General features: G+C 67.2%; 18 protein-coding genes. 8 read left to right on the plus strand and 10 right to left on the minus strand.

Annotation, left to right across the window (positions count from 1 at the left end; all coding sequences use genetic code 11):
* Nucleotides 1-91 precede the first annotated feature (91 nt).
* Entirely contained in the window at nt 92-1,447 is a 1,356-nt protein-coding gene (locus GQO94_RS14975) for a methyltransferase family protein (RefSeq protein WP_156842279.1), read from the plus strand.
* A gap of 216 nt (nt 1,448-1,663) precedes the next feature.
* Here the strand turns inward: GQO94_RS14975 and GQO94_RS14980 are convergent, their stop codons facing one another.
* The 3 genes from GQO94_RS14980 to GQO94_RS14990 are packed head-to-tail and all read right to left on the minus strand — an operon-like array spanning nt 1,664 to nt 5,275.
* Nucleotides 1,664-3,049, minus strand: coding sequence for a glutamate--cysteine ligase (locus GQO94_RS14980; RefSeq protein WP_156842242.1), 1,386 nt, complete (start codon nt 3,047-3,049; stop codon nt 1,664-1,666).
* Between the two features lie 41 nt (nt 3,050-3,090).
* Entirely contained in the window at nt 3,091-3,861 is a 771-nt protein-coding gene (locus tag GQO94_RS14985; protein ID WP_156842243.1) for a 16S rRNA (uracil(1498)-N(3))-methyltransferase, read from the minus strand.
* A gap of 16 nt (nt 3,862-3,877) precedes the next feature.
* Nucleotides 3,878-5,275, minus strand: a complete 1,398-nt coding sequence (locus GQO94_RS14990) for a M20/M25/M40 family metallo-hydrolase (RefSeq protein ID WP_156842244.1) — start codon at nt 5,273-5,275, stop codon at nt 3,878-3,880.
* A gap of 147 nt (nt 5,276-5,422) precedes the next feature.
* Between GQO94_RS14990 and ubiA the strand changes: the two genes are divergently transcribed.
* Nucleotides 5,423-6,340, plus strand: a complete 918-nt coding sequence (gene ubiA / locus GQO94_RS14995) for a 4-hydroxybenzoate octaprenyltransferase (protein WP_156842245.1) — start codon at nt 5,423-5,425, stop codon at nt 6,338-6,340.
* Between the two features lie 165 nt (nt 6,341-6,505).
* The gene (locus GQO94_RS15000; protein WP_156842280.1) at nt 6,506-7,159 is read left to right on the plus strand and encodes an SOS response-associated peptidase; all 654 of its coding nucleotides are present in this window, start codon (nt 6,506-6,508) and stop codon (nt 7,157-7,159) included.
* A 177-nt stretch (nt 7,160-7,336) separates the two neighbouring features.
* Here GQO94_RS15000 and GQO94_RS15005 read toward each other — a convergent pair whose 3' ends face one another.
* Entirely contained in the window at nt 7,337-7,708 is a 372-nt protein-coding gene (locus GQO94_RS15005) for a VOC family protein (RefSeq protein WP_156842246.1), read from the minus strand.
* A 114-nt stretch (nt 7,709-7,822) separates the two neighbouring features.
* Here GQO94_RS15005 and soxR point away from each other — a divergent pair, with 114 nt between their 5' ends.
* Complete coding sequence (gene soxR / locus GQO94_RS15010) at nt 7,823-8,266, plus strand: redox-sensitive transcriptional activator SoxR (RefSeq protein ID WP_156842247.1); 444 nt, start codon at nt 7,823-7,825, stop codon at nt 8,264-8,266.
* A gap of 5 nt (nt 8,267-8,271) precedes the next feature.
* On the opposite strand, the gene GQO94_RS15015 is transcribed toward soxR, so the two are convergent.
* The 6 genes from GQO94_RS15015 to GQO94_RS15040 form a co-directional block, all read right to left on the minus strand.
* The gene (locus GQO94_RS15015) at nt 8,272-8,556 is read right to left on the minus strand and encodes a BrnA antitoxin family protein (RefSeq protein ID WP_156842248.1); all 285 of its coding nucleotides are present in this window, start codon (nt 8,554-8,556) and stop codon (nt 8,272-8,274) included.
* Nucleotides 8,516-8,800, minus strand: coding sequence for a BrnT family toxin (locus tag GQO94_RS15020; RefSeq protein WP_156842249.1), 285 nt, complete (start codon nt 8,798-8,800; stop codon nt 8,516-8,518). Before GQO94_RS15020 ends, GQO94_RS15015 begins: the two co-directional genes overlap by 41 nt.
* 121 nt (nt 8,801-8,921) lie before the next feature.
* A complete protein-coding gene (locus GQO94_RS15025) occupies nt 8,922-12,353 on the minus strand; it encodes a chromosome segregation SMC family protein (RefSeq protein WP_156842250.1) in 3,432 nt (1,143 codons plus the stop codon).
* Nucleotides 12,354-12,382: 29 nt separating this feature from the next.
* Complete coding sequence (locus GQO94_RS15030; protein ID WP_332310847.1) at nt 12,383-13,156, minus strand: thioredoxin domain-containing protein; 774 nt, start codon at nt 13,154-13,156, stop codon at nt 12,383-12,385.
* 127 nt (nt 13,157-13,283) lie between these two features.
* A complete protein-coding gene (locus GQO94_RS15035) occupies nt 13,284-13,958 on the minus strand; it encodes a DsbA family protein (protein ID WP_156842251.1) in 675 nt (224 codons plus the stop codon).
* 5 nt (nt 13,959-13,963) lie between these two features.
* Nucleotides 13,964-14,521: a DUF721 domain-containing protein gene (locus tag GQO94_RS15040; protein WP_156842252.1), complete on the minus strand. Its 558-nt coding sequence runs from the start codon at nt 14,519-14,521 to the stop codon at nt 13,964-13,966.
* Nucleotides 14,522-14,550: 29 nt separating this feature from the next.
* Between GQO94_RS15040 and GQO94_RS15045 the strand changes: the two genes are divergently transcribed.
* From GQO94_RS15045 to GQO94_RS15060, 4 genes are read left to right on the plus strand one after another with little or no spacing between them, the layout of a single operon-like run.
* Nucleotides 14,551-15,609: an A/G-specific adenine glycosylase gene (locus GQO94_RS15045; protein WP_156842253.1), complete on the plus strand. Its 1,059-nt coding sequence runs from the start codon at nt 14,551-14,553 to the stop codon at nt 15,607-15,609.
* Between the two features lie 29 nt (nt 15,610-15,638).
* Nucleotides 15,639-16,925: a serine hydrolase domain-containing protein gene (locus GQO94_RS15050; RefSeq protein ID WP_156842254.1), complete on the plus strand. Its 1,287-nt coding sequence runs from the start codon at nt 15,639-15,641 to the stop codon at nt 16,923-16,925.
* 2 nt (nt 16,926-16,927) lie between these two features.
* Nucleotides 16,928-17,836: an NAD(+) diphosphatase gene (gene nudC / locus GQO94_RS15055; RefSeq protein WP_198045983.1), complete on the plus strand. Its 909-nt coding sequence runs from the start codon at nt 16,928-16,930 to the stop codon at nt 17,834-17,836.
* Nucleotides 17,833-18,525, plus strand: a complete 693-nt coding sequence (locus GQO94_RS15060; protein ID WP_156842255.1) for a DsbA family oxidoreductase — start codon at nt 17,833-17,835, stop codon at nt 18,523-18,525. The genes nudC and GQO94_RS15060 overlap by 4 nt, the downstream gene beginning before the upstream one ends.
* Nucleotides 18,526-18,537: the final 12 nt, after the last annotated feature.

The following is an 18,537-nucleotide window of genomic DNA, read 5'->3' on the forward strand; positions in this document are numbered from 1 at the left end:
GGCTTCGTTTCACTGGATTTAACCTTTCGGCGCTAGGCGTAGCGCCATGAATCACGCCAAGACCAGTCACGCCGAGACCAGTCGCCCCGGGATGAGCGGTGCTGCTGCACTCCCGAATTCGCCGCCGGCCAGCGATGTTTCCCCCGCGGTCGGCCTAGTCGGCCTCGCGGGATTGCTCGTCTGGATCGTGATCTGCCGCAACTGGGCCGGCATCGCCGATGCCTTTGTGCTGCCGGGGCCGCGCGCCCCGATGTCCGGACCGAATGCCGCCGTCGCGACGATCCTGTTTACCGGCGTGCCGATGGTGCTGTGGTCGTTGCTGGTCGACAAGGTGCACCTCAGGCCCTCGACCGGGATCGACTGGTCGCTGCGTCGTTCGCTCCGCTCGACGCTCGACGTCTCGATCACCAAGCTCGCCGGGCTGTGGGCGACCTGGGCGATGATCGGCTTCGTCTACTGCCTATGCCGCTTCTACTGGGACGGCCAGTTCCTGTTCGCGATGGACGTGATCGTCGGCGCGGCCCCGCTGCTGTTCCTGCTCTCGGTGCCCTACGTGCTGTGGATCGACCGCTACCTGATCGAGCCGCGCGACAGCGCCTGGCATTTCGGTGCGATGCTCATCGGCCGCGAGGCCTGGGAGCCCGAGCAGATCAAGAAGCACTGGCGCGGCTGGGCGATCAAGGGCTTCTTCGGCGCGTTCATGGTCTCGATCCTGCCCTTCGGTTTCGCGCAAGTGGTCGAAGCCGACTTGCCGAGCCTGGCCGGAAATCCCGTGGCGATCGCCGAGATCACGATCGCGCTGCTGTTCACCATCGACGTGCAGATCGGCACCGTCGGCTATCTGGTGACGATGCGCCCGCTCGACGCGCATATCCGCAGCGGCAACCCGTTCCTCGCGGGCTGGGTCGCGGCGCTGATGTGCTACCCGCCGTTCGTCTGGGGCCTGATGGGCCGCGCCGACGTGCTCGCCTACGAGGTCAACACCGCGACCTGGGGCTTCTGGCTGCAAGGCCACGATCTGCTGCTGTGGCTCTGGGCCGGGATGCTGATCGCACTCACCGGGATCTATGCCTGGGCGACGTTCGCGTTCGGCCTGCGCTTTTCCAACCTCACGTATCGCGGCGTGCTGACCAACGGCCCCTACCGCTTCACCCGCCACCCGGCGTATCTGTCGAAGAACTTGTTCTGGTGGCTTTCGTCGATGCCGTTCCTGGTCACCACGCACTCGCTGACCGACACGGTGCGCAATTCGGTGATGCTTTGCGTGGTCAGCGGCATCTACTTCTGGCGCGCCAAGACCGAGGAAGCGCACTTGCTGGGCGAGGATCCCAAGTACCGCGCGTACCACGCCTGGATGGCCGAGAACGCGTTCATCACGCGCAGCGTCACGCGTCTCGCCGAACGCTTTCGCCCGCGTCCGCATCCGGACATGCATCCGGCGGAATGAGCGGGCGAAGGTGACAAAGGTGACACAGGCGATGTCTGATGTAGGAACGCCAAGTCCCTGATCACGCAAGGAAAAGCCTTGTTCTCATAGGGTGACACTCCACGCACCCGTTTTTCTCGTTCCCGATGTCAAAGAGCCGACCCGAAAGAGGGCGCAGGCATCATGACGCGCAGAGTGAGAGTAGGAAAGCCTCGCCGAGCTTGCGTCCGCGAGCGCTCAGAAACTGTGCTCGTAGGCCCGCGTCACGTCGCCGGCCCATTCGCCGTGATAGAGGTCGAGCAGGCGCTGGGCCGGGACCTTGCCGCTCTTGACGATCTCGGTGAGCGGTTCGAGGAAGCCGGTCTCGTTATCGCCCATGGTGTTGAGGCGTCCGCGCGCGGCGAGGCCCGAGCGGGCGATTGCGAGCACTTCGCCGGCGATGTCGCGCAAGGTGCCGCCGCGCCCGTTGACGGATTGGGGAATGGGCGCATCGAGGCCCAGTTTCGGCACCGCGTTGCGCAGCGCCTCGCGGCCTTCCATGTCCCAATCCTTGACCAGATCCCAGGCGGCATCGAGCGCGGTCTGGTCGTAAAGCAGGCCGACCCACAGCGCGGGCAGGGCGCAAATCCGGTTCCATGGCCCGCCATCGGCGCCGCGCATTTCGAGGAAGGTCTTGAGCCGCACTTCGGGAAAGGCGGTGGAGAGGTGGTCGATCCAGTCGCTCATGCGCGGGCGCTCGCCGGGCAGGACCGAAAGCTTGCCCGCCATGAAGTCGCGGAACGAAAGCCCGGCGGCGTCGATGTACTTGCCGTCGCGGAAGACGAAATACATTGGCACGTCGAGCATGTAGTCGACGTAGCGTTCGTAGCCGAAGCCTTCTTCGAACACGAAGGGCAGCATGCCGGTGCGGTGCGGATCGGTGTCCGACCAGATGTGGCTGCGATAGGAAAGGAAGCCGTTGGGCTTGCCTTCGGTGAAGGGCGAATTGGCGAACAGCGCGGTCGCGAGCGGTTGTAGGGCGAGCGACACGCGGAACTTCTGCACCATGTCCGCTTCCGACCCGTAGTCGAGATTGACCTGGATGGTGCAAGTGCGCAGCATCATGTCGAGGCCCATCGAACCGACGCGCGGCATGTGCCGCAGCATGATCGCGTAGCGCCCCTTGGGCATGATCGGTAGCGCCTCGCGCGTCTTGTCGGGCCACATGCCGAGGCCGAGAAACCCCTTGCAGGTACGCGCGCCGATCGCCTTGACTTGTTCGAGGTGGCGGCCGGTCTCGTTGCAGGTCTGGTGCAGGTTTTCGAGCGGCGCGCCCGACAGTTCGAGCTGTCCGGCAGGCTCGAGGCTGACGGTGCCGTCCTCGCCGCGCATCGCGATGACTTTGCCGCCTTCCTCGATCGGCTCCCACCCGAACTCGGTGAGCGCCATCAGCAGATCGTGGATGCCGCCGGGCTCGTCGTAGGACGGAGCATGGAAATCGGCGCGATCGTAGACCAGCTTTTCGTGCTCGGTGCCGATTCGCCAATCGGCACGCGGCTTTTCGCCGAGGGCCATCGGCTCTGCCAGTTGGGATACCGATTCGATCTCGGGATCGAGCTGATCCGACGTCTCGCGCGTGCTCATGGGCGCCCAATTAGGAGCCGGGCGGTTAATCCGCCAGTCATTTATTGAGCGTCGGAATTCGCGTCCTGATTCCAGTCCCCTGCCGTGGCCATCCAGACCGAAAGAACGGCTATCGCGGCCGTCTCGGCGCGCAGGATTCGGGGACCCAGCGTGATCGCGCGTGCTTGCGGCAAGGCGCGGATGGCGGCGCGCTCTGCGTCGTCGAAGCCGCCTTCGGGGCCGATCAGCAGCGCGGCAGGGCCGGAGTGCGCAGCGAAGGCGGGGGCGGCGGGGGCGCCACCGGTTTCATCGGCGAAGAACAGCGCGCGGTCATCGGGCCATTCGCGTAGCAAGGCGTCGAGCGAGATCGGTTCGGCGAGGGCAGGCAGCGCGGTGCGCGCGCATTGCTCGGCGGCTTCGGTAACGATCGTGCGCGCGCGATCGGGGTTGAGCTTGTCGGCGACGCAGCGGCGCGTGACGAGCGGCTGGATCCGTGCCGCGCCGAGCTCGGTCGCCTTTTCCAGCACCAGATCGAAGTTCGGCTTCTTGAGCAGCGCCGCGCACAGCCACAAGTCGGGCACGTGTTCGCGCGGGCGCAGGCGTTGGCGCACGGACAGCTCCACCGCGCGCTTGCCCGCCGCGACGACTTCGGCGGCCCATTCGCCGGTCTCGTCGTCGCACACGATCACCGCATCGCCCGGCGCGACGCGCATGACGCGCGCGAGGTAGTGTGCCTGGCTTTCGCGCAACGATACGCCCGCGCCCTCGGCCAGCGGCCCGGGCACGAACAGACGCGGCGCGCTGCGCGGCGGCCAGGCGGGCGTGGCAGGCAGGAATCCGGTCCGGTGCCTATTGCGCGAGCGACTTCAGCATCGACACCATCTGCTTCACGCCCGGATCGAGCGTCGCCAGCGGCAGTCGCTCGTTGAGACCGTGCGCGAAGCTGTCTTCGCTGCGCATGTATGTGGGCGTCACTCCGTAAGCGCGGATGCCTTGCGAGCGGAAGTGCATCGAATCGGTCGCGCCTGCGCTCATGTTGGGGATCACCGCGAGGCCGGGCACGTTCTCGTGCACCGCCTTGGTCACGGCTGCCATGACTTTGTCGTCGAGCGGCGATTCGATCGATTCGAGCGTGCCGTTGTCCTTGAACGCGATGGCGATCTTGGGATTGGCGACGATCTTGGCGAGCTCGGCCTTGATCTCGTCGCGCGAGGTGCCGGGGAAGATCCGGCAGTTGACGTTGGCGGTGACCGATTGCGGCAGCGCGTTGGGGGCATGGCCGCCCTCGATCATCGTCGGCACGCACGTCGTGCGGATCACGCCGATCCATTCGGGCTCGGCCGAAAGCGCGGCGATGGCCTCGGCGTCGGTCTGATCGGCGATGAAATCGCGCATGGCCTTGGCGATCTTGGGATCGGCGACTTGTGCGGCGCTGCCTTCGAGATAGGCCTTGGTCAGCGGGCTGAGCCTGGGGGTGAACTTGTGCTTCCAGATCGCGTCGAGCGCGGCGCCCATTTCGGCAATGACGTCGACGCTACCCGGCCGGCTCGAGTGGCCGCCCGCGTCCGACATCGTCAGGGTATAGTCGGCATAGGTCTTCTCGCCCGCCTGCACGCCGAAGAACAACGGCTTGTTGTCGGTCGAAAGCAGGCCGCCGCCGGCATCGATGTTGAGCACGAGATCGGCGTTCGACAGCGTCTGCGCCATCGCCTTGGTGCTCGCCATCGCGGTTTCCTCGTCGCCCGAAATGCCGAACACGATATCGTGCGAGGGCACCCAGCCTTGCCGCTTGAGCTCGAGCAAGGCGGCCGATCCGATCGCCACGCCGCTCTTGTCGTCGTCCGAGCCGCGTCCGAAGATATAGCCGTCCTCGATCACGGCGGTGAACGGATCGCGCTCCCAGTCTTCGGGCTTGGCTTCGACCACGTCCATATGCGCGATCACCACCAGCGGCTTGGCCTTGCGGTCGCGGCCGGGATAGCGGACGGTCATGTAGCCGGTCTCTCCCACCGGCGTGAACGCGATGTCCTTTTCGGAAAATCCGCCCGCGAGGAAGCGCGCCTTCAGCTTCTCGGCGAGCTTGGGCACGTTGCCGCGCCCGGCCACCGTCGGCACTTCGATCGCTTCCTTGAGGATATCCAGCGCTTCCTTGCCGCAGCGCGTCTGCGGCTCGCCCTCGGCGTGCGCGGGCGCGGCAGTCAGCGCGAGAAGGGCGGAGGCAAGCGACAGGGCGGCAGCGCGGGTCATGCAGGGATCCTCGGATAACGTCTCGATGCGCGTATGTTGCGCGATGCGGCAAGAAGCGCAATGCTTCGATGATGCTTCCCCGCTCCATGCTCCCCCGCGTGCTTCCTCAGGCATGACAGCGGCGGCGCCTTGGGCTAGTCGGAAGCCGTGACTGCTTCCGCTTCCGACCCCGGCATCGTTCCCGACAGCGAGCATCGCGGCCTCGTCGGCCGGTTGCCGCGCACCTTGCGCAATTACGCGCTACTTGCGCGTTTCGATCGGCCGATCGGCTGGTGGCTGCTGTTCTGGCCTTGTGCCTGGAGCGTGCTGCTCGCGGGCGGCGAGGACCGCTGGGGCCTGATCGCATGGATGCTGGCCGGCGCGATCGCGATGCGCGGCGCGGGCTGCGTCTACAACGACATCGTCGATGCCGATCTCGACCGGCAAGTCGCGCGCACCGCCGCCCGGCCCGTCGCGAGCGGCGCGGTGAGCAAGAAGGCCGCGTGGGCCTGGCTCCTGGCTTTGTGCGCCGTGGGTCTGGTCGTGCTGCTGCAATTGCGCTGGCCGGCGCAACTGGTGGCGCTCGGCGCGATCCTGCCGGTTGCGGCCTATCCCTTCATGAAGCGGATCACCTGGTGGCCGCAAGTCTGGCTGGGCCTCGTGTTCAGCTGGGGCGCGCTGGTCGGCTGGGTCGAGATCCGGGGCGATCACCTGGGCACGATGGCCGCACTCTACGCCGGTTCGATCGCCTGGGTGGTGGGCTACGACACGATTTACGCGCTGCAGGACCGTGAGGACGACGCGCTGGTCGGCATCCGCTCCTCCGCGCTGCGCATGGGGCGGCACGTACGCGCCGGCGTGGGGCTTTGCTACGCGCTGGCAGTGGCCTGCTGGGCGCTGGCGTTTTGGTGGGCGCGCGGGGACACGCTGGGGCTCTTGGCGCTGGCTCCGATGGCGCTGCATCTCGCCGGCCAAGTCCTCACGCTCGATCCCGACGACGGCGCCAACCCGCTCGCGCGCTTCCGCTCCAACCGCTTTGCGGGGCTGCTGATGGCGCTTGGGTGCTGGGTGGTCGGGAATGCTTAGTTTGTTGGGTGCGCTCGTCACATCCGTGACGAGCTTGCGGCACCGGCTCACGCCCCCACCCGACCTCCCACTCAAGTATACTGCCGATGGGAGGTCGGGTGGGGGCGTGGGCCGGTGCCGCAAAGGTTTCGACGGATGTCGAAACCGCACCCGGAGGGCCTAACCATCTGTAATCTCTATCGTATGACCAAGGGCGTCGACGAGATCGCCCATCTCTTCGAGGCCCTGCCGGAGCGCGGCGCGAATTTCGGCGACGAGGTTTACCCCGGCTATCCCGGACTCGTCGTCGCCGAAGGCAAGGCGCGGGCGATGACCTGGGGCTTCCCGCTGGTGCTCAAGGGCAAGCAGGGGCAGCCGCTCAAGCCCAAACCCGTCAACAACGCGCGCGAAGACAAGCTGCTCACCGGCTTCTGGCTGCCGAGCTTCAAGGCGCGCCGCTGCCTGATCCCCGTCACCGCCTGGGCCGAGGCCGAAGGCAAGCGCGGGCAGATGACCCGCACTTGGTACCAGCTAGCCGGTGAGGAGACGTTCGCCGTCGCGGGGCTGTGGCGCCCCACCGAGGAATGGGGCGATGCCTATACGATGGTGATGACCGAGGCCTGCGCCCAGATGGTCGACGTCCACGATCGCATGCCCGTCATCCTGGCGCGCGAGCACTGGGCCCAATGGACCGACGGAACCGCAACCGAAGCGCTGTCGCTATGCGAAACATGCGATTTGTCGCTGGACGTAGAGCGGACGAGCGAGCGCTGGGCGGGCGATCCCAAGCCCGCCATTTCGAAGCCGGAGCCCGAAGAGGCCAGTCCCCGGCTTTTGTAGATCCAGACTCACTCGGAATACACGAAGCCACGTTCGCAACATTGTACGTTCGTCACCCTGAACTCGTTTCAGGGTCCATCTCTCCCTCGCGCCTCCCGTTCACGGGGCGAGATGGATGCTGAAACAAGTTCAGCATGACGGTCAGTACACGCGGAACTTGCAGCCTATGGCAAAGCCTCATTCATAGCTCACGACCTCGAATTCGATCCCGTCCCAGTCGAAGAAATAGAAGCGCCGGCCCGGTTCGTAATCGTCGTGGTTGAACGGTTCGAGACCGGCATCGACAACGACTTTCTCGGCTCCGTCGAGATCGTCGACCAGCAGACCGACGTGATTGAGCGGTGCGCCCTTGGCGAAGCGGTCGCGGGGCTGGTGATCGGTGTAGAGCGCGATGTAGCGGTTCTCGTCGCCGACGTGGATGGTTTCGCCGCCGTTCATTGCCGGGCCGCGCCAGCGCTCGTGCCAGCTCAGCAGGTCCTGCAGCAGCCGGGATGCGCGCTCCGGATTGCTGACAGTGAGGTTGGCGTGTTCGATCGTCCCCTTGGGCATGACAAGTCCTTTCCTTCAGGTTTGCATGGCGCTCCGGACACCCATCCGAATCGCCGACTTGCCCATCGTGCAACCTCAAGCTAACTTGAGGTCAAGCAAAATTGAGGTGCGAACTTGCCGGAAGACCGGTTCATTTCGATTGGGGCGCTTTCGAAGCGCACTGGGGTCGCGGTCTCCGCGATCCGGTTCTACGAGGACAAGGGGCTGCTCACCGCGTTGCGGACGTCGGGCAACCAGCGCCGGTTCCTGCGCTCCGACATCCGCCGCGTCAGCTTCATCCTGATCGCGCAGAAGCTGGGTCTCGGCCTCGTCGAAATCGAGAAGGAGCTCGCGCAACTGCCGCAAGGCCGGACGCCCACCGTGGCCGACTGGCAGAAGATCAGCCGCTCGATGCGTCGCCAGCTCGACGAGAAGATCAACCTGCTCACGCTGACGCGCCGCAAGCTCGACGAATGCATCGGCTGCGGCTGCCTCAGCCTAACCAAGTGCGAGCTCTACAACCGCGAAGACCGCGCCGGTCAGGCGGGACCGGGGCCACGGTTCGTGCTGGAGGGATAGCTGCGCTAGATCCCGAGCGCCTTGCGCAGTTCGGCATTGATCCGCGATTGCCAACCTTTTCCCGTGGCGCGGAACTTCTCAATCACATCGGGATCGAGGCGCAGCGTCACTTGCTGCTTGGGATTGGGAGAGGGCGGGCGGCCAATGGATTTGAGAGTACCGGTCGCAGGCCTCACGAGGTTGTCGCCCTTATAGACGGCTGCCTTGCGAAACATCTCTTCTGTCCATTCGACGTATTCGTCGTCTGGATCAGTCCAAGGTTCGGAGATAGGCTTCGTGTTCCTGCTCATGTGCGTATCGCATCGTGATGATCCGGCGCGATCCGTTGCGAGGAGTCCAGACTAATGAGACACGACGACCGCGCAAAAAACCAAATACGCGATAGCGAGTCTCTCCGTAGTCTTTTCGGTCATCTTCAATCTGCATATGCAGATCTTTGAAAACCAGCACAGCGTCGGCCAGATCAAGCCCACGTTCCTCGAGGATCTTCGCCCTTTTGGCCGGGTCGTACGTTACCTTTATTAAGTCAGGCATTCGACTTGGCCTCCGAGGGCGTGCCGTCACATATCGATTTGTCCTTCCGTGGTGGTCGCGTGGGTCATCGGTACGCGTCCCGATAGAATAAATGTAACTACAAAAATGATCCTGTCAATCCCTACTCCGCCGCCAGCAGTTCCTCGGCGCCGCCCAAGTCCACGCTGACCAGGCGCGAGACGCCTTTTTCGACCATGGTCACGCCGAACAACCGGTGCATGCGGCTCATGGTCACGGCGTTGTGCGTGACGATGAGGTAGCGCGTCTCGGTTTCGGCGACCATCACGTCGAGCAGGTCGCAGAAGCGTTCGATGTTGGCGTCGTCCAGGGGTGCGTCGACTTCGTCGAGCACGCAGATCGGCGCGGGGTTGGTGAGGAACAGCGCGAAAATCAGCGCAACGGCGGTCAGCGCCTGCTCGCCGCCGGAAAGCAGGGTCAGCGATTGCAGCCGCTTGCCGGGCGGCTGGGCGAAGATCTCGAGGCCGGCTTCGAGCGGATCGTCGCTGTCGACCAGCGCGAGGTGGGCTTGGCCGCCCTGGAACAGGCGGGTGAACAGCCGGCGGAAATGCGTGTCGACGGCTTCGAACGCGGCGCGCAGGCGTTCGCGGCCTTCGCGGTTGAGATTGCCGATCGAGCCGCGCAGGCGGTTGACCGCTTCGGTCAGTTCGGCCTGTTCGGCAAGGCTGGTGCCGTGCTGCGCTTCGGCTTCGGCCAATTCGTCGGCAGCGACGAGGTTTACGGGCCCGATCCGTTCGCGGTCGGCGGAAAGCTTGTCCATCGCCGCCGATTCTTCCTGCGCGCCGGACACGTCTTCGGCGGCGAATGCGAAGCGTTGGGGCAGCAGTGGCGGCGGGCACTGGAAGCGTTCGCCCGAGACGCGCCCCATTTCGGCGCGGCGCTCGTTCTCGTTCTCGGCGCGGGCGACCGCCCCGGCACGAGCCTCGCGAGCGCTGGCGAGTTCCTCCTGGATGCGCGCGAGCGCCGCGTCGCATTCGCGCGCGTCGTCCCCGGTGGCCGAGAGCGCGGCTTCGGCTGCGGCGAGTTCCTTGGCGAGCCGTTCCCGCACGCTTTCGCCGGCTTCGATCTCGGCGATCAGCGAGGCGGGTTTGGCGGCCACCACGGCGCGCTCCTCCTCGATCGCCTCGAGGCGGTGCGCGGCTTCGGCGAGGCGGCTGGCGGCATCGCCCGAGCGCGCCTGCCAGCTTTTCATGTCGCCCTTCTGCGCGGCGGCACGTTCGCGGGCGACGGCCAGCGCCTGGTCGTGCGCGGCAAGCCCGGCGGTGGCGGATTGGACGCCGCGCCGCGCGGTTTCGTGGCGCTCGCGCGCGGCTGCCAGCGCGCCGCGTCCGGCGGCGGGATCGGGCAGGTCGGCGCGGCGGGCCTCGGCGGCGGCGAGTTCGGCTTCAGCGGCTTGGCGCTGTTCGGCGAAGTCCTGTCCGGATGCTTCCAGTTCCGCCCGACGCGCGGCGAGGCGCTCGCGGGCCGCTTCCGCCTGATCGAGCGCGCGCAAGGCCTGCCGTTCGTCTTCCGACGCGCTCGCGACCACGCGTTCGGCTGCGACGAGTTCGGCCTGCAACGCTGCGAGGTCCTGCTGCACGCTCGCCTGCGCGGTCTCGGCGGTCTCGACTTTCGCTCGGCGTTCGGGGAGCAGCGCTTCAAGCTCGGCAAGCCGGTTCTCGGCTTCGAGCCGGGCTGCTTCGGCCGCGCCTTCGCCGCGCGCGACGAAGCCGTCCCAGCGCCGCAACCGGCCGTCGCGCGTCACCAGCCATTCGCCGGGAGCGAGCGAACGGCCATCGTCCGTGTCGGCGACGTGAACCAGTGCCAGGCGCGCCGCGAGCTGTGCGGGGCAGTCGCGCACGTGCGCGGCAAGGCTGTCCGCGACCGGTGCGGGGGCCGCAGCTCCGGTCCAGAAGCGGCCATCGCCCGCGCCTTCTCCCAGCGGCGCCTTGGCGTCACGGCCGAGCACGGCGGCGACGGCGCGTTCGTAGCCCCGTTCGGCGCGGACGGCATCGATCGCCGCGGTAAGACCATGCGCGGATTTGGCGCCGCGCGCGCGGGCGTCACGGTCGCGCACCAGCGCGGCGTGCTCGCGTTCGATCCCGGTCAGCTCGGCGCGCGCGGCGGAAAGATCGTTCGCGGCGGTGTCGCGCGCCTGCTGCAAATCTGCCTTGCGCGTTTGCATGGCTTCCAAAGCGGTGCGGCTCTGTGTCAGGCGCTGCGACGCGTCCTCGCGCCGGGCGAGCGCGGCGGCGGCATCGGCTTCGGGATCGCCCGCCGCGTCGAGTTCGGCGAGTTGCGCGGCGTGGCGGGCGGCTTCGCGCGCGATGCGATCGAGCCGGGTGCGTGCCTGTTCGACTTCGGATTCGGCGATCCTCCAGTCGGCATCGATGCGCGCCTGCTGCGCGGTTTCCTGCGCGAGATCGAGTTCGGCGGCACGCGCGGCGCGTTCGGCGCGATCGAGATGCTCGGCAAGCTCGGGGCGGCGCGCTTCGTCCGCCTGCAGCCGCTCCTGTCCTTCCGCCACTTCGCGTTCGAGCCGGGCCAAAGCCGCGGCGGCTTCGGTGGTGACGCGATCGGCTTGCCCGCGATCGCTTTCGAGCTGCGCGCGCTGGCGATCGAGGTCGGCGAGGCGCTGTTCGGCCGCTTCGAGTCGGGTCGTCAGTTCGGCCATGCGGTGGCCTTGCGCGCTGGCGTCGTCGCGGCGGTCGGCGAGTTCGTCGCGGGCTTCGGCGAGCCGCTCCGCCGCGATCGCCTGCGCGTCTTGCGCCGCCTTCGCCGCCGTCTGCATCGCCGCGACGCGCGCTTCGGCTGCCTCGGCTTCCTTGCCGGCCGCTTCCGCCGCCTGCGCCGCATCGCGCCAGCGGGCGAACACCAGTCGCGCCTCGGCGAGGCGGATCTGCTCGGTCAGCGCCTTGTAGCGCTCGGCAGCGCGCGCTTGTCGCCGGAGCGCGGCGATCTGCTTGTCGAGCCCGGCCATGAGATCGTCGAGCCGCGCAAGGTTCGCCTCGGTGGCGCGCAGCTTCTGCTCGGCATCCTTGCGGCGGACGTGGAGGCCGGCGATCCCGGCGGCTTCTTCGAGCATCAGCCGGCGTTCGGCGGGCTTGGCGGCAATCACCGCAGCGATCTTGCCCTGGCTGACGAGCGCGGGCGAGTGCGCGCCGGTGGCGGCATCGGCGAAGATCAGCGAGACGTCCTTGGCCCGCACGTCGCGCCCGTTGACGCGATAGGCGGAGCCCGAGCCGCGCTCGATCCGGCGCAGCACTTCGAAGGGTTCAAGCTCGCCGCCGGCCTCGCGCGTGTCGCCTTGCAGCAGCACTTCGGCGAAGACGCGCGGCGCGCGGTTGGCGGTGCCCGCGAAGATCACGTCTTCCATCCCGCCGCCGCGCATCGACTTGGCCGAGCTTTCGCCCATGACCCAGCGGATCGCTTCGAGGAGGTTGGACTTGCCGCAGCCGTTGGGCCCGACGATCCCGGTCAGCCCGGGCTCGATCCGCAGTTCGGCGGGCTCGACGAAGCTCTTGAAACCGCTGAGCCGAAGCCGCCTGAGCCGCATCGCCGGCCGGGGTTACCGGGCGCGGCGCATCAGCGCGCGCCGGCTTTCTGCAGTTCGGCCTGGAGCGATTCCCAGTTGGCGGTGCCGATGCTGGAATTGTTGATGAAGAAGGTGGGCGTGCCGGTGACGTTCTTCTCGTTCATCGCCTTGTCGGTGCGCTCGGCGAAGGCGGTGGCCTTGGAGACGTCGGACAGGCAGGCCGCGGCCTGGTCCTTGGCGATCCCGCGCGAGGCGAAGAAGTCGGTCATGCCGGTGGCCTGCGCAATCGCCTGGAAGCGCTGTTCCGGGGGCAGGGAGCCCGCCGCCTGAAGCTGGTTCTCGTTGGCTTGCAGCGTTTGGAACATCTGCGGCTGCCAGGCCCAGAACTGCTCGGCGAGCGGGATAACCGCCTCGTTGCTGCCGCAAGTCGCCAGCATCGAGGCCGGCACGTCGAGCGCGTTCAGCATGTAGAAGCGCAGCTCGTAGCTGACGCGGCCGCTGGCGATGTACTGGTCGCGCAAGGGCTCGAACGCCTCGGACGCGAACTCGGCGCAGTGCGAGCACGACAGCGCGCCGTATTCCACCAGCTTGATCGGCGCCTCGGGGTTGCCCATGAGATAGCCGCCGTCGTCGGTCTTGCTGACCATGTCGGCCCACTGCTGGCCGGCCGGCGGCGCGATCTTCTCGATTGCTTCGCCCTTGGCGACGCCTTCCTCGGCGGACTTGTCGCCACAAGCGGCAAGGCCCAGCGCCAGCGGCAAGGCCGCCAGGGCGAGAGCGGTCTTCTTGAGGGCGGTCGTCATGGGTAGGGCGCGCAGAGTCACGGAATCGGTCCTTCTCGAAGCCACCGGGCTAACCCGGTCGGAGCGCGAAACAAAGCGGATGCGCCCTTGCGAGCGCACATCTCCACAGTTTCGCCGGCATTTATGCGGGCTTTGACCCGCTAACGGCTCAGATCCGGGCCTTTATCTGCTGTTCGAGCGTTTGCCAATCGTGCGTGCCGGTCAGCACCGAGCCGTCGATCGAGAAGCTGGGCGTCGAATTGACGCCGAGCGCAGCGGCTTCCTCGGTGAGGTCGATGAGACGCTTGGTCATCGCCTGATCCGCAAGGCACTTGTCGGTCGCGACGCGGTCGAAGCCCCAGCGTTCCATCATCGTGTAGAAGCCGAAGTCGTTGGCGATGGCCTTCATCCGACCGGTGATCGGACCCGCGCTCCAGCGCTGACGCTGCGCTTCGCTGAAGCTGTCGACTTTGCCCAGCCACTGGTCCTGCGAGGCGAGGAACGCGCTGTGCTTCTTGAAGAACATCTTGTCGTCACCGCAATTGGTGAGCATCGCGACGGTGAGGTCGATCGGATCGCGCACCACATGATGCACCGCGACCGAGACCTTGCCTTGCGGCACGTAGGTCATCCGAAGGATCGCTTCGGAATCCTGGTTGAAATGCGCGCAATGCGGACAGGTGTAGCTGACGAATTCGGTGAGCTTCACTTTGGCGGCGGGATTGCCGAGAACGTGCGCGCCATTGGGCTTTTCCGTGACGGTCGCGGTCCAGTTGGCGTGCGGCGCGGCGCCCGTCGCCAACAGGGCCGCGGCGGCAAGGAGGGTAAGCTTGGTTCGGCGCATCGCAGTCAATTCCCGTTGTTCCTGTCCTTGGCGTCCCCGATCGAACGCGCGAGCGATTCCAGCACCGCGCGCAGCTCCGGATCGCCGATGTCGCGCAGCGAATCGCCAAGCTCCACCGGCACCGGCCTGAGCGATGGCGGCGCAGTCCGTGGCTCTGAAGCAGCCGGCGCATGAACCGCGCCTTGCCGCAGCTTCACTTTCAACACCGCGTTGTAGCCGAAGAAGCGGTTCACTCGCTCGATGATCTCGGGAATCACGTGCTGGATGATCGGCGCGTGCGCGGGCAGCACGACCAGCTGGAGAATGCCGCCGCTCTTCTCGCCGGGGGGAAAGCGGATCGATTCGGGCGTGCAGACTTTCGCGTGGCGCGCGCCGACGATCTCGGGCCAACGGCTGACGACGCTCGACTGGACGAAGCCGAACCGGCGGAAGGCGGTGCGGCCGACATCGGGCATCAGCTCGCTGATCTGGCGTGCCGGACCGCCGCGTGGGCGCTGGTAGGGCTTGGCGGCCGGGCCGGTCTTTCCGGCCTTGCGCCCGTTCTTTGGTCCATCCCGTTCCATTGTCCGCCCGGCAATGCCATAGCGACGCGATGGACGCCAGTTCCAAGCCCGTCTCCCCGCTGTTGCTCGACTGGTACGACAGCCATGCCCGCGTGTTGCCGTGGCGCGCGCCGCCCGGTGCACCGCTGCCCGATCCTTACCGCGTATGGCTGTCCGAAGTGATGCTGCAGCAGACCACGGTGGCAGCGGTGAAGAGCTACTTCGCCGAGTTCACCCGCCGCTGGCCGACCGTGCGCGATCTCGCGGCGGCGGACGAGGGCGAGGTCATGGCCGCCTGGGCGGGCCTCGGCTACTATGCGCGGGCGCGCAACTTGCTCGCCTGCGCACGCGAAGTCGCGGCGCGGGGCGGGGCGTTTCCCGATACGGAAGCGGAACTGCGCGCGCTGCCGGGGCTGGGCGCTTATACTGCGGCGGCGGTGGCGGCGATCGCCTTCGGGCGGCGCGCGGTGGTGGTCGACGCCAATGTCGAGCGCGTGGTCGCGCGGCTGTTCGACTTGCGGACGCCGCTGCCCGGCGTGCGCCCCGCGATCCGCGCCGCTGCCGAGACGATCACGCCGGACCAGCGCGCGGGCGATTTCGCGCAAGCGATGATGGACCTCGGCGCCACGATCTGCACGTCGCGCAACCCGCGCTGCCTGCTGTGTCCGCTCTCGGCCTTGTGCGAAGCCCGCGCGGCGGGAGACCCGGAAGCCTTGCCGGTCAAGGCACCGAAAAAGGCCAAGCTGCAGCGCCAGGGGCGCGCCTTCTGGATCGAGCGCGACGACGCGGTCTGGCTGGTGCGGCGGCCGGGGCGGGGCATGCTGGGCGGAATGCGGGCGCTGCCCGACGATGGCTGGCATGCGGGCAGCGACGGCACTGCGCCGCCGCCGCTCGCCGGGCCTTGGGAAGCGGCGGGGTCGGTCAGCCACGGCTTCACCCATTTCGGCCTCGACTTGCACCTTGCGCTGTACCTTGGCGCGGATTGGGCTAGTCTCGGCGGCGACGAGGGCGAATGGTGGCCGCTCGACCGGCTCGAGGAGGCCGGCCTGCCCACCCTCTTCGCCAAGGCCGCGAGGCGCGCGCTGGCGGCAACGGGAGAAGACGCCTGACCGATAGCATCAGCAATCTGGCCGCGGCGATGGACCGCCGCATGCTGCTGCGCCTGGGTGCGGCGGCCGGGCTGAGCGCGGCGGCGCTGCCGGTGCTGGGCCGCGCGACACGGAGTCACGAGCTGGCGCCCAACGTGCGCGCCCTGATCGAGCGCTGGGTCGGGCCGGGGAAGTTTCCAGGCCTCGTCGCCTCACTGGCGCTGCCGGGGCGCGATCCCGAATGGATCGCGCGCGGTACCGACGGCTTCACCGATTTCGACGCGGTCGGGCCGGATAGCCTGTTCCGGATCTATTCGATGACCAAGCCGATCACCGGCATGGCGGCGATGCAGCTGATCGCCGAGGGCAAGCTGGCGCTCGACCAACCGCTGCACGACATCCTGCCGGCGTTCCGCAACATGCAGGTACAGGATACTTACGACGGTTCGATCACCGCGCTGCACCCGGCACCGCGCTGGATCACGATCCGCAACCTCGTCACGCATACCTCGGGGCTCGGCTACGTCATCATCCAGCAAGGCCCGATCCGCGATCTGATGCAGGACAAGGGCGTGGTGCCTGGCGTGATCAGCCGGATCAAACTGCCCGGCCTGTTCCGCGGCGACCCGGTGAAAGGGCTCGATACTTTCGCCGATCGGCTGGCCGAAGTGCCGCTGGTCTACGATCCCGGCACCCGCTGGAGCTATTCGGCCGGGCTCGACCTGATGGGCCGCGTGATCGAGGTCGTCTCAGGCAAGAGCTTCCCCCAATACCTTCAGGATACGATCTTCGGCCCGCTTGGCATGACCAGCACCTGGTTCCAGGTGCCGCAGCGCGAGGCCCACCGGCTCACCACCAATCATGCCGTGATCGCGGATCGGCTGGTGCCGATCGATCCGGGCGAGACATCGATCTTTCTCGATCCGCCGCCGTTCCCGATGGGCGGGGCGGGGCTGGTCAGCAGTCCGCGCGATTACGACCGTTTCCTGCGCATGCTCGCGCAAGGGGGGACGTTCGGCGGCAAGCGCGTGCTCGATGAACGCGCAGTGCGGATGGGCACGAGCAACTTGCTCCCCGAAGGCATCGTCCTGCCGACTATGTTCGGCGGCGCGGACAGCGGCTTCGGCGCGGGCGGGCGGCTCGGCCTCAAGGGGCAGGAGCAGGGCGTGTTCGGCTGGGCGGGAGCGGCGGGCACGGTGGGAATGGTCGACATGATCCACGGCTTGCGCTCTCAGATTTTCGCGCAGTTCATGCCGCCGACCGCGCTCGATCTGCTGCCCGAATTCCAGGTGGCGCTGAAACAGGACGTGATGGCGCTGATGACCAAGGCTCAATAATCATGCTGACCAAACCGCTTATGCCTCCCATCGCCTTTTCCGGTGCGCGGATCGACCGCGCCGATCACGTGCGCGCCGATCCGGCCGCGCTGTCCGCCTGCATGAATGCGCGGGCGCGATTGCTGCGGCTCGACGGGCTCGACCCGCTGATCGATGCCGACGGCCGCCTCGAATGGACGAGCCTCGCCGATGCCGCGGCGGACAGCGACTTGCTGTTCCTCGGCATGCTCGACGAATGCGCGCACTTCGCCGAAGTGCCGCCAAGCTTTCCCGAAGGACCGCCCCATGCCGGCCCGCGCAGCTGGCAGGCGATGGCGATCCTCTCGGGCGAGGAGCTGGCGGAGTACGGCGCCGCGCGCGCCCTGGTCGGCTGGCATGCCCGCCACCGCTTCTGCGCGGTCTGCGGCGCTCAGACTGCGCTCGCCAAGGGCGGCTGGCAGCGGAGCTGCACGCGCGAGAGTTGCGGCGCCGAGCATTTTCCGCGCGTCGATCCGGTCACGATCATGCTGGTCGAGCACGAGGGGCAATTGCTGCTCGGCCGTCAGCCGCGCTTTCCCGAGAAGTTCTATTCCGCGCTGGCGGGCTTCGTCGAGCCGGGCGAGACGATCGAGGAAGCCGTGGCGCGCGAAGTGCTGGAGGAAGCCGGCGTCGTCGCGCGCGACGTGACTTACGTGATCAGTCAGCCCTGGCCGTTTCCGTCCTCGCTGATGATCGGCTGCCATGCCTACGCCGACGATCCGGCAATCACCATCGACACGACCGAACTCGAAGACGCGCGCTGGTTCAGCCGTGAAGACGTGGTCGATGCGCTCGAGGCCAACGAACGCAAAGAGAATGGCCGGGCCTTCGGCGCGCCGCCGCCCTACGCGGTCGCGCATGTCCTGCTGCGCTGGTGGCTCGACCGGACATGAGCGAGCCGGTGCGACTGGGGATCGATATCTGGTCGGACGTGATGTGCCCGTGGTGCGTGATCGCCTATCACAATCTGCAAAAGGCGCTCGCCGAGCTGGAAGGCGAGATTTCCGCCGACGTCACCTGGCATCCCTTCGAACTCAACCCCGACATGCCGCCCGAAGGCGAGGGCATGTCCGAGCACATGCTGCGCAAGTATGGCCGCGCGCCCGATGCGCGGATGACGGAGCGGATGCGCCAGCTTGCCGCCGACGCGGGCTACGAAATGCGCTACCTCGGCCCCAAGCCCGTGCCCGAGCGACGGCTCTGGAACACGCGCAAGGCGCACGTCCTGCTGGCCTATGCCCTCCACACGCGCGGCCCCGAAGCGCAGACCCGGCTCAAGCTGGCGCTGTTCGACTCCTACTTTCAGCACCACCGCAATATTCACGATAGCGAGGTGCTGTTCGAAATCGCGGAAACCTGCGGCATCGATCGCGAGGAATCTGCTCAAGCGCTGGCGGACCCCGATCTGGTCGCCGCCGTGGTGGACGAGCAGCGCCGGGTGATCGAAACGGGCGTGACCAGCGTCCCGCTGATGGTAATCGCAGGGCGGTACATGATTCCCGGTTCGCAGGAGCCGGAAGTCTACGCCGCCCGCCTGCGTAAGGTGGCGGATAAACTGGGGGCTGGCGAAGAACGCGAATAGCGCGGACTTTGC

It is taken from the genome of Novosphingobium aquimarinum (assembly GCF_009746585.1).
In the GTDB taxonomy this organism is placed as follows: domain Bacteria; phylum Pseudomonadota; class Alphaproteobacteria; order Sphingomonadales; family Sphingomonadaceae; genus Novosphingobium; species Novosphingobium aquimarinum.

Excerpts from the sequence above, each read along its gene's own strand:
- GQO94_RS14975 (WP_156842279.1), top strand. The coding sequence starts at position 92 with ATGAGCGGTGCTGCTGCACTCCCGAATTCGCCGCCGGCCAGCGATGTT.
- GQO94_RS14980 (WP_156842242.1), bottom strand. The coding sequence starts at position 3,049 with ATGAGCACGCGCGAGACGTCGGATCAGCTCGATCCCGAGATCGAATCG.
- GQO94_RS14990 (WP_156842244.1), bottom strand. The coding sequence starts at position 5,275 with ATGACCCGCGCTGCCGCCCTGTCGCTTGCCTCCGCCCTTCTCGCGCTG.
- GQO94_RS15005 (WP_156842246.1), bottom strand. The coding sequence starts at position 7,708 with ATGCCCAAGGGGACGATCGAACACGCCAACCTCACTGTCAGCAATCCG.
- GQO94_RS15015 (WP_156842248.1), bottom strand. The coding sequence starts at position 8,556 with ATGAGCAGGAACACGAAGCCTATCTCCGAACCTTGGACTGATCCAGAC.
- GQO94_RS15020 (WP_156842249.1), bottom strand. The coding sequence starts at position 8,800 with ATGCCTGACTTAATAAAGGTAACGTACGACCCGGCCAAAAGGGCGAAG.
- GQO94_RS15025 (WP_156842250.1), bottom strand. The coding sequence starts at position 12,353 with ATGCGGCTCAGGCGGCTTCGGCTCAGCGGTTTCAAGAGCTTCGTCGAG.
- GQO94_RS15035 (WP_156842251.1), bottom strand. The coding sequence starts at position 13,958 with ATGCGCCGAACCAAGCTTACCCTCCTTGCCGCCGCGGCCCTGTTGGCG.
- GQO94_RS15040 (WP_156842252.1), bottom strand. The coding sequence starts at position 14,521 with ATGGAACGGGATGGACCAAAGAACGGGCGCAAGGCCGGAAAGACCGGC.
- GQO94_RS15045 (WP_156842253.1), top strand. The coding sequence starts at position 14,551 with ATGGACGCCAGTTCCAAGCCCGTCTCCCCGCTGTTGCTCGACTGGTAC.
- GQO94_RS15050 (WP_156842254.1), top strand. The coding sequence starts at position 15,639 with ATGGACCGCCGCATGCTGCTGCGCCTGGGTGCGGCGGCCGGGCTGAGC.
- nudC (WP_198045983.1), top strand. The coding sequence starts at position 16,928 with ATGCTGACCAAACCGCTTATGCCTCCCATCGCCTTTTCCGGTGCGCGG.
- GQO94_RS15060 (WP_156842255.1), top strand. The coding sequence starts at position 17,833 with ATGAGCGAGCCGGTGCGACTGGGGATCGATATCTGGTCGGACGTGATG.